This is a genomic window from Exiguobacterium sp. s160 (assembly GCF_018617575.1).
Taxonomy (GTDB): domain Bacteria; phylum Bacillota; class Bacilli; order Exiguobacteriales; family Exiguobacteriaceae; genus Exiguobacterium; species Exiguobacterium aestuarii_A.
The window spans coordinates 42,780-55,162 of the sequence record NZ_JACSKK010000009.1; the positions used below are offsets into that span (position 1 = coordinate 42,780).

A 12,383-nucleotide genomic window follows, 5' to 3' on the forward strand; every position below is an offset into this window, starting at 1 on the left:
TCTCCTTTGTCGTCCGTCTCTCCTCGATTATACTGGGTTAGATGATTGGATCTGTTCTAGAAAGGACGACATCAATTGAAAAATATATTCTATTATCTTTTCTTCCCTTATATCGTATTGATGCGCATCCTGTACCGATTTATTCGGACAGAGAATGGGATGACTTGGGCGCTATGTCTCGTTTCACACTCTATATGGTTTCCATTTTTATTCGATTTCATTCAATGGTCGATTTTAGTCGAGTCTGTTATCGTCCTTTACGTAATGAGCGCTCTATACACGCCCCAACTCTACTTTGAGACGGACGTAAAGCGAAGACGACCGAACGGTTACATCCCGATTGAGGAAAGACATCGTTAATTCCAGTCTATTTTATTCAGATAGTCTAGAAGCTGTTGATTTGTGATGTCATCTTGTCTCAATAGTGTTTCCCCTTCCTCTACTCGTGGATCTTCCGGGAAATAGAGTTTTAGAATCTCTAAGCACGCTTCTACAGTCGTCGCGAAACTCTCATCCTTTACGTTAATCGTCAAATACCAACCTCGAATGACACGCTTCACGATGGAGCGCTTCTCTAGATGAGACATCTGTCCACGAAGTAATTTGGACTTAGCTGTTTCAATGGTGGAAACTAAATCCTGGTTCAACTCCTCGCTCACACGAGCATCCGGCTTCATGAGTGGGAATTGAGTCGAAACATCTTCACCGTAAACACACGTACAGAGATGTCTTAGCCAAAAGCCCCATTCAAAACAGTTCGCTGAATCCAGTGCCACATCCAGACGACCGATATCGTAGTCGATTTTGATGACTTCCCGATGTTCCGTTAGTAATTGCTCCGTCTGCTCCATCAATTCCGTCGCATCGACATCCTCATGCACAAGCACCGTCAAATCTAGATCCGATTCACCAGCAACAGCTGTCCCGCGACCGATGCTTCCGTATAGATATATGCTGTGTAGCTGTTCATCGAATGCTTCTTTCACCAATTCGATTGCTTTGAAAAGCACCACTTCAAACTCAGGTTGGACGTTATGGATGGATGTTTGATTAATGACGTAACCAGCCTCGTCCGCTCCAAGTCGGGTCGGCTTGATCATGACACACCTTGTTCGATGAACGTTTGGACATCAAGCACTTGGTGAAGATGAATCTGGTCGACGATATAGTCATATTTCGTATTCGTTTCAGGATATTCTTTAACGATTGCTTCACACCATTCACGGTCGAACATGTTCTCCCACGATGTACACAGCTCTTCCTCGTTCTCTGCCTCACGGTCTTCAAAAGAGAGGAACCATCGATTTAAGGCAAACACCCAGTAACCTGCTTCCAGTTCTAACACGGCCTCATCAGGTAGCTCGACGGTCAATACGACACCCGGCTCCCCAACCTCTAAAAAACCTCCACGCGCTACATTTGGTGGGGTATCACTAAGCCAAACGGGATCATTCTCATTCAGTAATCGTTTCGTGCGCTTCTCATATTGGTCAACCAACCAATCGTAGGCAGATCGATGATTGGCATCTTCCTCATCTTTAAGCATACCGTAGTTCGGGTCACCGAATAAAAAACCATTCTTCTTAGCGGCTTCCCACGCACCTGCATGTTGATATGTATAATAAATTGCCATTCAATCGACTCCTTTCAAGTCTCTGTATTCAGTTTAACGAGCATATAGGATACAATGCCAATGACAGTCTTTTAATCTGGATGTATTTGGAAGTATAATGAAGACGTAGAAAGGGAGGAATGTCTATATGAACGTCATCATGGTTTCATTATTCGGACTCATCTTCACGATTTTGCCAATCGTCGTACTAATCATCGGTATGTTGTGGATTCGTAATGTCGTCGTACGCTCTGAGAAACGGGCTGACGAGCAACTCTTTATGGAACGTGAACGCTCGAAGCAGTTACAAGTATTGATTGAACGTCTCGACCACATCGAACAACAATTAGATTCGAACACAAAACGCAGCTGACTTAGGTTAGCTGCGTTTCGCCTTATCACGATTTCCATTTAAACGGTTTAGATCGAATGAGTCCGAGTTTGAATCCGATGCGCCATCCCATCCCTCTCACTCGGTCTAATAACCTGTTGCCTCGACCGATAAAAGGCATGACAGCTCGAACTTGTGTGAGATCGACACGATGAGTGACATGCTGATATGTCAAACCGACTGAAGGTTGATTCGCTACGGTCGACTCACACCACGCACGATCAAAAATGCGCTCCCATGATTTTCGGATTTCTTCTTTTGAAAAGTGAGAATCGTCATAATCAGCGTTCTCCTCATCATAACTTTCGAAAATATATCCATTATTCAAGACGATATGCCAGTATTGAAACTCTGATGCCAATACTGCTTCATCTGGAATCTCAACCGTCAAGACAATTCCTTTCGCACCTCGATCAATATGTCCATCCCTGCCTAAATCGGGAAACTCGTCCCAACACCAAATGGGATAGTTCCCATTCATCAAAATGTTGGTACGCTTCTCGTATTGCTCGACCATCCAGTCATAATATATTTTAAAATCATCATAGTCAGGATCCATAAACAATGCGTGTTCCCCGCTCGCTTCAAGATATCCCCTCTTTAAAGCCTGGTGCCACGCTGCTTCATGCTGGTATGTATAATAAATTCCCAATGCCTTTTTCATCCTTCCATCGTTCGTCTACAGCTAGTTTAAAAGATTTCAGCAGAAGAACTACGATAAAAAAAATAACCAGGTCATATTATATGACGGGTCTGAATGATACGGGTGAAGATAGATTAATCAGGGACGAGGGACGACCATACTCCATTGATTCGTCGATAAACGACTCTAACGTGCGCACGTTTTCCGTCACGACTTTGACAAGGTAGCTATACTGTCCGGCTAAACGATGACATTCAATCACGGACGGCTGTTGACGACAAAATTCACGGAACGCCTCACACCGATGTGTGTCATAAAGAATAAAGGCAGTTACGTGTTTGTCCATCTTTTCGGGGTTAATGACGGCCCGATAGCCAATGATGACTCCGCGTTCTTCAAGTCGCCTCACCCGTTCGGTCGCAGCAGGCGTAGACAATCCAATCTGTCGTCCTAATTCGGTCATCGAGATCCGGGCTTGTTGTTGCATCAATTCAAGAATATGGCGGTCTATTTCATCCATTTGGCATTCACCTTTCAAAATAAAGTGAAACGGTACATAATCCGTTCTTTCTTAAGTCATTCGCTGAAACTTCCGTCAAACCTCTATGTATCTGTATTCCTCCGTTACATACACTTGAAGTATCCAATTCAAGGGGGAATCAACATGCAAAAAATAGTCGTTCCATTACTCATCATCGATGTCCAACAAGCCTTTCATGATCCAAGCTGGGGGAAGCGCAACAATCCGCAATGTGAAGAGAATATCGCACGGTTGATCGAGACATGGGAAGAACAGGACCAACCAATCATCTATGTCCAGCATGTCACACAAGTACCGACTTCACTCTTCTATTTCAAAAAAGACGGTCATTTGTTCCAAGACTTCATTCAACCTCGTGAACAAGATGTCATCCTAACGAAACAGGTGAATAGTGCCTTCATCGGAACGGATTTACAAGAGCGACTCGAAGCACTTGGTGCGACAAAAATCGTCATCACCGGATTAATCACGAACCATTGCGTCGAGACGACCGCACGGATGGCAGGAAACTTAGGATTTAATCCAATCGTCGTCTCCGATGCGACGGCGACGTTCGATCGTCAATCAATCAGTGGGGCATGGATTCCCGCAGAGGTCATTCATGACGTGTCGCTCGCTAGTCTAAATGAAGAATTTGCATCGATTCAAACGACTGAGTCTACGCTCCAATTCATTCAACAAAAAGAAGTACAGCCCTTCTCATGAGGGCTGTACTTCTTTGATGTCATGCTGCTTGATCTCGAAGGGCAACATGAGATGTGAGAAAAGAACTTTTCTTAAAATATATACTTGAAACGAGTAACGTCAACGCTCCAATCATATACAGGAGGTTGGGATTGATCCAGTCCGCAAACATTCCTCCAAACAAATAGCCGAATGGGGCCAACATTCCTTGAAGCGCATAAACGACCGTCAACGTCCGTCCTAGGTATTCAGATTGAATTTGACGTTGAAGAAGTGTCTGAAACTGAATGCCCATCATACCGATTGCAATCCAAGCTATCCCAAAACTGATCAACGTCACGCCAACGTTTCGATTCAACCAAATTGCCGATACACACCAAGCAAGCCCTCCAATTCCTGTCGCCAAAACGAAAGTCCAACGCAATGAGCGACCACCGTAACGCGTAGACAAACCGCTTCCCACTAACGTCCCGACGGAAATCGCCGCAAGCCATAAGCCATACATGTTCTCAGTCGTAGCGAGTATCGGGAGTACACCAAGTGAAATCGAAACCATAAAGTTAAGGCATGTGAATGCAACAATCAATGTCCGAAACGTACCGAGTTTCCAAACATATCGAAACCCGACTTTCAAATCAGTCATATACGTCACATCGTCTGATTCACGAGTCACCGTCTCACTGATTCGAAGGAAGAAACCGATGACCGCAAACAAAAAGAGATAAAGAACTGCGTTACTCGTAAACATGAGACCGATACCGATGATTGTCAGCAAGAATCCCGCAATCGCATTACACAACAAATCGAGACTATGGTGTGTGAACGTGAACCATGCGTTCACTCTCTGTAAGTCCGCTTCTCGTACAAGTTTTGGAACGAGTGCATATTCTGTCGGATAACTCAGCTCACTCGCTAACGTCGCGAGGAACAATCCGGCGATGATAATCCCAACGGTTAACTCTCCCACTGCATATAAACTCGCCAAAATAATCAAAACCATCGCCTGGACCGCCATGGCAACGAGCAATAACTTCTTTTTTGAATAACGATCAATGAGTGGTCCATAAAGTACTTGGAATGCCACTGGTATCATTGCCGCAAACGTGGTGACACCTATCCAAGCCGAGGCATCCGTCGTCTCTTTGACATACCAGACCGACGCCAAAAAATAAAAGCTATCCGCAAAGTTCGCGATGACACGCACTACTAATAAAACCAATATATTTCGATTCATCTTATCCGCTCCTCATTTGATTTGTCGATGTCATGACAGACAAATCCGAGGGCGGTCCACGTATGCAAGGTTATATGTCGTTCAAGTAATGGTACATGGTCTACTCCTTTTCCAATATGTTTCGAGTGCTTTTAATCAAAATGACCTACTTTCCCCCGACTGTATAATCGGTGGGTCACATGAGACGCGTCGACTTGCTTCAATTTGCGGTCAAGATTCGAGGATGCAACGATGCCAAATAAAACGAGACTACAAGCCAATAGCAATCCCGAAGTGTACCCTTCTCGATACAAAATTATCATACTCAATAGTGTAAATAGTACAATCATTCCAAGACCTATAGCACCCTCAGACCAGACGAGCCGTCGATATCGCACACTTTCGTTAAATGTCAAAAGAACATTCGTTCGAAACACAAGCTTGATACACGCCGTGACCGGAAATAAGACGATGAACCAAGTGATTTCGGCTAACCGCTGATCATCATTCCAGTAAAACAAGGCACCGCTCAAAGTAATCAATAGTCCTACTTGAATTGCAAGACGGGTCGAGCGTTTTCCAGATGCGTAAAGTTGAGAAAATCGCTCAGCACTATTCATCCAGAGAATCCCTCCTTCTGTGTATATCACCTTTACTGATACTATGGACATAATCATTAAGCATGAAAGAAGGAATGAAATGTTTACTACAAAATCAGAAGTAAATGTCTACTTCAAGCTTGTCGGTGATGATTTTTCGATTGACGAAGTGACAAGGCTACTGGATTTAACCCCAACCGAATTCTATAAATTGGGCGAGACACGTGAACCTTCTAAACGTCCATCTACCTTTACCGCATGGATGATTGGTACGGGTTATCAACCTTCATTTGACGTGAACGATCAGCTAAAACAAATTATTAAAACATTAAATGGGAAAGAACTAATATTAGACCAACTCTATCAAACATATGAAAATCTACAAGCCAAATTTGTCATCGTCATCGTGATTGAAGATGGACAGGCTCCAGCGCTAGTCATCGATACGGATACAATCCAGTTTGCTCACCGAATTCAAGCCGAGTTTGATATTGACTTGTATGCGAATCCTTACGAAGAAGATGACTTTTTTGATGAAACTTAACGCATCACTCTACATGAATTCGTTTCATCTGTCTCCAGTGCACAAGCGCATTCGCAAACCAAATAATTGTCAACAGTGGGAACATGACGTTCATCCAGTTCGAACGTTCTATGTAAAACAAGGGGATCGCAAGAAAGAGAACCAAACTCAATATACCTGCTCCAAGATACATGAAAAATAGTAATCGGTGATTCGATTTCATCGTGAATCCTCAGTATTCAAAACCGGATACTTCACTGCGTTTTTCACGAGCTTGTCTTCAATTGCTTTCGAAACATCGATTCCAGCAGCGTGAGCGAACGTCAACGCGTAAATCAACACGTCAGCAAGCTCTTCTTCCATCTCCATCTTTTTTGTCTCAAGCGCTTCTTCACTCGAGATCCACTGGAATACCTCAAGTAACTCACTCGCCTCGAGCGACAGCGAAAGTGCCAAGTCTTTCGGATTATGATGGAACGCCCAATCGCGCTCATCTCGGAATTTAATGACCTCGTCCATTAATCGTTGTATTTCGTTCATGTTCTCCACGTCCTCATTCACAATTTTGCTCTCATTAAACATAATTCCATATTACCAAAAGATGGCACTTTATTATGCTTTTATCTGTTCACATATGCCCCTAATAAATTCTTGTGAATGACAAATAATACGGACTAAAAAAGAATCGCCTGAGAACGGGCGATTCTTTTCGTATACACTCATTTATGTTCCGCCGGTGTCCAGCGCTCCTGTTCACTCGACGCAGGGTAATCAATTCCATCCGGATAGGCAATCAGCTCGATGAGCGATCCCCACGGCGCCTTCCCGTATACACCTTGGTTATTCCCATTGTCTTCGACACCGGCTAACGGATGCGGTTTCGACAACAACTGCCCACCTGCACGTTCAAAGCGCTGAGCCGCCTCTTGCATATCATCCACATAAATCGCGAAATGATGTAAACCGTACGATGAAATTCCTGTCGGTTCGGTTTCATTTACACGTGAGACTTGAAACAACTCGATAGACGGTCCTGATTTGATTTGGAGCAGCCGCATATGGATAATTTGTTGTCCGTCTGGTAAGTCCAGTTGTTGCTCTGCCTCTTTCCCTTCCATCGGTTCATCTTCTGGACGTTGCACGTCATAGCAAATCTCAGCGTGGAACGCATCTTTCAAAAAAGTAGTTGCCTCCTCAATAGAAGGCACCGTCATTCCGATGTGATCAATTCCTCTGTTCATGATGAGTCCCCTTCCATTGTTGACGGATCCGATCCATCCACGTCATAACATCCCGTGAATAAAGTCGCGTCTCGTCAGATTCACCAGAAATGACACGATGCATCGCGTCGATTTCATAGCGTAATGCCTGCTCCGTCTCCCCAAGCTGAACGGTCTCAACCGAGCCATCTTTCGTATACGTGATGGTCGCCTCCGTTGCACGAGGAAACGCATTGACGGTAATGTACCCCTCTTCTCCCGCGACTACTCCTTGTTTCGGTAACTTCGTACGCATCGCAAGGGTAATGTTCACCATTTGACCAGAACCTGTACGAAGGATCATACTCGATTGTTCATCGACCCCGGTCTTGTATGGCTTCATCGTCGTCAACACTTCCACCACTTCTTCGTCCAAGAAATTTCTAGCGAACGATAAGGCGTACGTCCCGATATCGAGCATCGCACCCCCAGCCAATTCTGGATTGAAGAATCGGTTAGACGGATCATCTTCTTTATAACTGCCGAACGATACATGAATCATATTGACTCGTCCGATTGCACCTGCCTGCACACGACGTCTTAATTCTTCAAAGAGCGGCATATGATAAATCGTCATTGCTTCGAGCACAATCACCCCTTGATCATCAGCCAGACGTTGAATGTTCTCCAGCTCTTCACTGTTTAGTGTGATGGCTTTTTCGCAAAGGACATGCTTTCCATGTGCGATGGCTTGTTCCATCATCGAATAATGGAGGTGATGAGGTGTCGCCACGTAGACGATGTCGATGTCAGGTGAAGACAACATCTCCCCTAACGTTTGGTACACATATCTCACACCATATTCTTGCGCGAATTGTTCGGCTTTTTCTACATCTCGTCCCCATACCCCGTAGGTAATACCATCTGATTGTGCGAGTGCTTGAGCGAATTCTGTCGCAATCGCACCTGGTCCAATGATTCCCCATCGCTTCATTTCACTTCCCCCGTTTCTGTTGAATAGACGACTGTATCGTGATGCGATGCAACGATGACGTGCGTGACGACATCTGTGAACAAGGACGTATCAACCACGCCACGTACTTGAGATAACTGGTGGTGAACCTCAATCGGATCTTCAGACGGACGGACGACCACGTCGAGTAATCGGTTTCCGTTCACGGTCACCAAGGCCCCGTCACTGTTCAAACTTTGACGAACTTGTAGAGATGTCACCCAAGGGAACTCTTGAATTTTCTGGCTCACATAAGTGAATGCTTGTGGAAGAACTTCCAAGACAATCGGATGATCAAACGTCAATCGTTCAACAAATTTAGAGTCATCCACTAGTAATACGTATCGCTTCGCCATGGTCGCAATAAGTTTTTCTTCCGTATGAATCCCGCCTCCACTCTTCAAGGCGTGGTGTCGTGTATCGACTTGGTCACATCCGTCAAAAGCAAGGTCGATCAGCGAGACATCCCCCGTCTCGACAACCCGAAGCCCTTTTTCAAGACAGGCGCGTCGTGTGACAAAAGAAGGTGTTACGATTGTCACGTCCAGTTCATTCGCATGAATCATATTGATGAGGTGTTGAATCGTACTGCCACCCCCAAGACCGATTGTCATCCCCGATTCAATCCAATGGAGCGCGGCTTCCGCACACTTCTCTTTTATGTCCATCTGTTCATTCCCCCTGTAACAGTTGTTGGGCCGTGCGATCAGTTGTCACGATGACATCAATCAACCGATGCTCGGCGGCGACTCGAATCGCCTCTACTTTCTCACTTCCATAGGCAACCCCGATTTTAAGTGGCACCTTTGCGAGTTGTTGATGCTCAATATGGACTGTTCGATCCGATAGCGAAGTGGTCACGGTCTCTCCATTTTGATTATAGAAGTGCGAGCAAAGATCTCCGATGATTTGGAGTTCGTTCATTTCGTCGGTAAACGTTTGACCATAGAAGGCCAACCAGTTGGATTCCTGGTTCAGTTGGGCCGAACCGATTCCGAAGAGGGCGATGTTCATCCGCCCCCACAGCTCCACGACTTCCTGAGCATGTGTTGACTGCGTCAATGCTTGTTTGATGGCGGCATTCGGTAAAATAGCAGGAACGTCGATTAGTTTAGAACGTCCACGCCATTTTCGTGAGGCGTCATACGCTAACGTGTTCGCATGAAAACGACTTTCGAGTTTTCCGTCCGGCCCACCGATGAGTGGCACACATTGGATATTTGAATACGCTTCTTTCGGTGTGAGTGCTTCTACGACAGCTGCGAGTGCTGTTCCCCAAGAAAAGCCGATCACATCGTCATCGGTCACCACCGACTCGACGTATGTTGCGCACGCTTTCCCCATACGTTGTAACGTCTCTTCACGTTGTCCTAATTTTTCAGGCACTAAGATAACATGCTTTAGACCGAACTGTTCTTTCAGTTGGACTGCCACGTCAATTGATTGAAAGCGATCATAATCGATTTGGAACTTCACAATCCCTAATTCCCGGATGCGTTTTAACATGCGACTAACCGTGGCCCGATTGACATCGAGTGTCTCTGCAATCTGGTGTTGTGTTTGATTCTGTTCGTAATACAAATGCGCTACTTCGTAAAGTCTCTTCAGTTCTTCTGACATTCAGTCACACCCCTTTGCACAAATGTACATATAAATGAACATTTGTGCAAATTAGGATATGTTTGATTTAAAGAAGACACAAAAAACGCGTCACGATTGATGTCGTGACGCGGGTCTCGTATTCAAACGATTTACGGAAAAGAATCAGTCTCGTCGCTTAGTCAGTGTCAGAAAAGAGTTACTACTAATCACAAACCATTATTTTGAAGTGAACACGCAAATCGTACAATTAAAGTTCAAAATTTAAGTCGAATGTTTAGAATTTACTTCTTCATTCTTCAAGCAAATGATCTTACAGTAGTGTCGAATATTCATCTTTTGTGTGTAACACCACTTCGTGTAACGCTCGTGTTAATGAAACATACAAACGTCTTGCCTCTTCTGGTCTGTCTGGATAATTCGTTTCATCTACATCCATAAGTAGAACTGCATCAAACTCCATACCTCGCAAGTAATCGATTGTTGAAATGACAATCTCTTCACCTACTTTGGTCGTCTCTGATTGAATGAATTGGGTCGATAATGCAAGTTTATGGTGTAAAAATTCTGCTCGTTCTTTGGTCGATGTAATAATACATATTGAATATCGTTCTCTTCGCCAACGCATTAACACATCTTTGATTTCTCGACTTTTCTTCGTTTGCAGAAATTCCACTGGTTTCCCATTACGATTGAATGGATCAATCCATGTTGTGTCATGTCCGGTATTTAGGAGTATTTCTTTTGCTAAATCGACAATTGGCTTCGCTGTCCGGAATGTCTTCGTCAAATATTCAACTTTCCAATTCTCTTTTGCGTAAGTATGTATAGGCTTCCAAGATGTCATCTCGAGACTTTGATAGCTTTGAAGCGTGTCCCCGAACACCGTCATGCCTCGACACAATTTCTCAAGCACCATTAAATCAAGTGGACGAAGTGTCTGTGCTTCATCGACAAACAAATGACTCCATTTATCCGGATACCCATTTGTTTCATAGTGAAGATACATCCAAAAGAAACGATCAAGTTGTGTTGGTCGTTTTAATTTATGCCACATCTCAAGTAAATCCTCTGAGTATCCATTCTTTAAGTACATCAATCTCTCAGGACTTTTTAAGATTGTCCAAATAGATGCCGCCTCAAGCCTCGTCGTCTTTTTCCAGAAGTCGAGAAATTGTTGCCGCTCACGTTTTTCACGATTGAGTCGGTTATCCATACTTTCACGCATCAATTTTTCTAACTCTCGACTCTTTATCGTACTTAGTTCAGATGTCCAATGCTGAATCGCTTCGATATATTCTTTTTGATACTGTTCTTTGTTTACTATAGAAAGTCTTTCCGATTCACTTCGGATCATCTGTATGATTTGTTCTGATTGAGAAGGTCCTGGTTTCTCCTGTCCAAACCAATATAGCCAACACTCGTTGGTACAATGATTCTAGAGAAGGTATTGGCTCATAACGTTTGAGTAGAACCGCCACATCCTCATACCACTCTTCCAATGCGGCTTCCTTCCATGAGAACAATACATCTGATTCGTATAAAGGTAAAAGTTCAGGAACAATACGCGCCGAAAAATCTTTTGTTGTTACCGTTTTGAGCATGTCATCAAACGTCATCGTCGAAACCGATTTCAATTGTAGATGATCTGCATCCTTTAATAGTTGATGAATTGTCGCTTCATTCGGCGCCAAATATAACATATTGCGACGTTCATCTTGATACTGCAGATACGACATGCGATGAAGTGCCGTTAAAGACTTCCCTGTTCCTGCAGCTCCTTGGACAATCATATATGTATGGATGGGTGCTTGAATAATGTGGTTCTGTTCCGTTTGTCGCGTCGCAATGAAACCATCGATTGAACGATCTTTTTGTTTCTTCGCAAGCTCCTGCTCCATAAAATCCTCTGATTTAACAACGGGTTCAGACTTTTTAAATGTAGATTTAATCTGTTCGGTGAATCGCTGTGTAAATTTCTTAGCTCGTCCCGTGGAGGCTTTCTGATGATTCGCTTGAATGACTCGTCGCTGGCGTCGATCTAGTTGCAATTGTGTCATTCCAACAATATGCCCTCCAGATGTCTCGATGATTTCCCCATTGAACATCGAGGCCCGCATCGCCATCTCACTTCGCCAGTCAAGAACCAATGGAATCTCAGGTGATTTTGGATGTGCCACCCCAAACTTCCCGACAGGATAGGATTCCTCTTCCCCCTCATAATCAATATGAAAAGTAAATGCATACAGTTCTCTCAACGCATCTTCGTATTGTCGACGTTCTTGAGTATTATCACCACGACGCGAATGACCTCTCATATCAATCATTTCATATACTTATTTCACCATAATTGAGAGTGGTATTTTC

At 44.1% G+C, this 12,383-nt stretch carries 17 protein-coding genes; 4 read left to right on the forward strand and 13 right to left on the reverse strand.

What is annotated here, in order from left to right; all coding sequences use genetic code 11:
* Window positions 1-75: 75 nt before the first annotated feature.
* Window positions 76-360 (forward strand): hypothetical protein, encoded by a 285-nt coding sequence (locus tag KNO86_RS13160; RefSeq protein WP_214696994.1) that lies wholly within the window; start codon window positions 76-78, stop codon window positions 358-360.
* On the opposite strand, the gene KNO86_RS13165 is transcribed toward KNO86_RS13160, so the two are convergent.
* Both KNO86_RS13165 and KNO86_RS13170 read right to left on the reverse strand, forming a co-directional pair.
* Window positions 357-1,100 (reverse strand): nucleotidyltransferase domain-containing protein, encoded by a 744-nt coding sequence (locus tag KNO86_RS13165; RefSeq protein WP_214696996.1) that lies wholly within the window; start codon window positions 1,098-1,100, stop codon window positions 357-359. The genes KNO86_RS13160 and KNO86_RS13165 overlap by 4 nt on opposite strands.
* Window positions 1,097-1,633, reverse strand: a complete 537-nt coding sequence (locus KNO86_RS13170; RefSeq protein WP_214696998.1) for a DUF3841 domain-containing protein — start codon at window positions 1,631-1,633, stop codon at window positions 1,097-1,099. Before KNO86_RS13170 ends, KNO86_RS13165 begins: the two co-directional genes overlap by 4 nt.
* A gap of 127 nt (window positions 1,634-1,760) precedes the next feature.
* Here KNO86_RS13170 and KNO86_RS13175 point away from each other — a divergent pair, with 127 nt between their 5' ends.
* Window positions 1,761-1,985, forward strand: coding sequence for a hypothetical protein (locus KNO86_RS13175; RefSeq protein WP_214697000.1), 225 nt, complete (start codon window positions 1,761-1,763; stop codon window positions 1,983-1,985).
* 25 nt (window positions 1,986-2,010) lie between these two features.
* On the opposite strand, the gene KNO86_RS13180 is transcribed toward KNO86_RS13175, so the two are convergent.
* Window positions 2,011-2,655, reverse strand: a complete 645-nt coding sequence (locus KNO86_RS13180; RefSeq protein WP_214697002.1) for a DUF3841 domain-containing protein — start codon at window positions 2,653-2,655, stop codon at window positions 2,011-2,013.
* 88 nt (window positions 2,656-2,743) lie between these two features.
* Window positions 2,744-3,166 (reverse strand): Lrp/AsnC family transcriptional regulator, encoded by a 423-nt coding sequence (locus KNO86_RS13185; RefSeq protein ID WP_214697004.1) that lies wholly within the window; start codon window positions 3,164-3,166, stop codon window positions 2,744-2,746.
* Window positions 3,167-3,310: 144 nt separating this feature from the next.
* On the opposite strand from KNO86_RS13185, the gene KNO86_RS13190 reads away from it, so the two are divergent.
* On the forward strand, window positions 3,311-3,892 hold the full coding sequence (locus tag KNO86_RS13190; RefSeq protein WP_214697006.1) for a cysteine hydrolase family protein: 582 nt from the start codon (window positions 3,311-3,313) through the stop codon (window positions 3,890-3,892).
* A 19-nt stretch (window positions 3,893-3,911) separates the two neighbouring features.
* On the opposite strand, the gene KNO86_RS13195 is transcribed toward KNO86_RS13190, so the two are convergent.
* The gene (locus tag KNO86_RS13195) at window positions 3,912-5,105 is read right to left on the reverse strand and encodes an MFS transporter (protein WP_214697008.1); all 1,194 of its coding nucleotides are present in this window, start codon (window positions 5,103-5,105) and stop codon (window positions 3,912-3,914) included.
* A 131-nt stretch (window positions 5,106-5,236) separates the two neighbouring features.
* Entirely contained in the window at window positions 5,237-5,704 is a 468-nt protein-coding gene (locus KNO86_RS13200; RefSeq protein WP_214697010.1) for a hypothetical protein, read from the reverse strand.
* Window positions 5,705-5,783: 79 nt separating this feature from the next.
* Here KNO86_RS13200 and KNO86_RS13205 point away from each other — a divergent pair, with 79 nt between their 5' ends.
* Window positions 5,784-6,227, forward strand: a complete 444-nt coding sequence (locus KNO86_RS13205; protein ID WP_214697012.1) for a DUF4279 domain-containing protein — start codon at window positions 5,784-5,786, stop codon at window positions 6,225-6,227.
* A gap of 198 nt (window positions 6,228-6,425) precedes the next feature.
* Here the strand turns inward: KNO86_RS13205 and KNO86_RS13210 are convergent, their stop codons facing one another.
* The 7 genes from KNO86_RS13210 to KNO86_RS13240 form a co-directional block, all read right to left on the reverse strand.
* Window positions 6,426-6,746 carry a nucleotide pyrophosphohydrolase gene (locus tag KNO86_RS13210; RefSeq protein WP_214697014.1) on the reverse strand — a complete coding sequence of 107 codons (321 nt, stop codon included), beginning with the start codon at window positions 6,744-6,746 and terminating at the stop codon, window positions 6,426-6,428.
* A gap of 179 nt (window positions 6,747-6,925) precedes the next feature.
* A complete protein-coding gene (locus tag KNO86_RS13215; RefSeq protein ID WP_214697016.1) occupies window positions 6,926-7,447 on the reverse strand; it encodes a VOC family protein in 522 nt (173 codons plus the stop codon).
* On the reverse strand, window positions 7,431-8,399 hold the full coding sequence (locus KNO86_RS13220) for a Gfo/Idh/MocA family protein (protein ID WP_214697018.1): 969 nt from the start codon (window positions 8,397-8,399) through the stop codon (window positions 7,431-7,433). Before KNO86_RS13220 ends, KNO86_RS13215 begins: the two co-directional genes overlap by 17 nt.
* Complete coding sequence (gene rpiA / locus KNO86_RS13225) at window positions 8,396-9,085, reverse strand: ribose 5-phosphate isomerase A (RefSeq protein ID WP_214697019.1); 690 nt, start codon at window positions 9,083-9,085, stop codon at window positions 8,396-8,398. The genes KNO86_RS13220 and rpiA overlap by 4 nt, the downstream gene beginning before the upstream one ends.
* A 4-nt stretch (window positions 9,086-9,089) precedes the next feature.
* Window positions 9,090-10,037 carry a sugar-binding transcriptional regulator gene (locus KNO86_RS13230; protein WP_214697022.1) on the reverse strand — a complete coding sequence of 316 codons (948 nt, stop codon included), beginning with the start codon at window positions 10,035-10,037 and terminating at the stop codon, window positions 9,090-9,092.
* Between the two features lie 292 nt (window positions 10,038-10,329).
* Complete coding sequence (locus KNO86_RS13235) at window positions 10,330-11,373, reverse strand: 3'-5' exonuclease (protein WP_214697024.1); 1,044 nt, start codon at window positions 11,371-11,373, stop codon at window positions 10,330-10,332.
* Window positions 11,360-12,343: a DNA/RNA helicase domain-containing protein gene (locus KNO86_RS13240; RefSeq protein ID WP_214697026.1), complete on the reverse strand. Its 984-nt coding sequence runs from the start codon at window positions 12,341-12,343 to the stop codon at window positions 11,360-11,362. The genes KNO86_RS13235 and KNO86_RS13240 overlap by 14 nt, the downstream gene beginning before the upstream one ends.
* Window positions 12,344-12,383 lie beyond the last annotated feature (40 nt).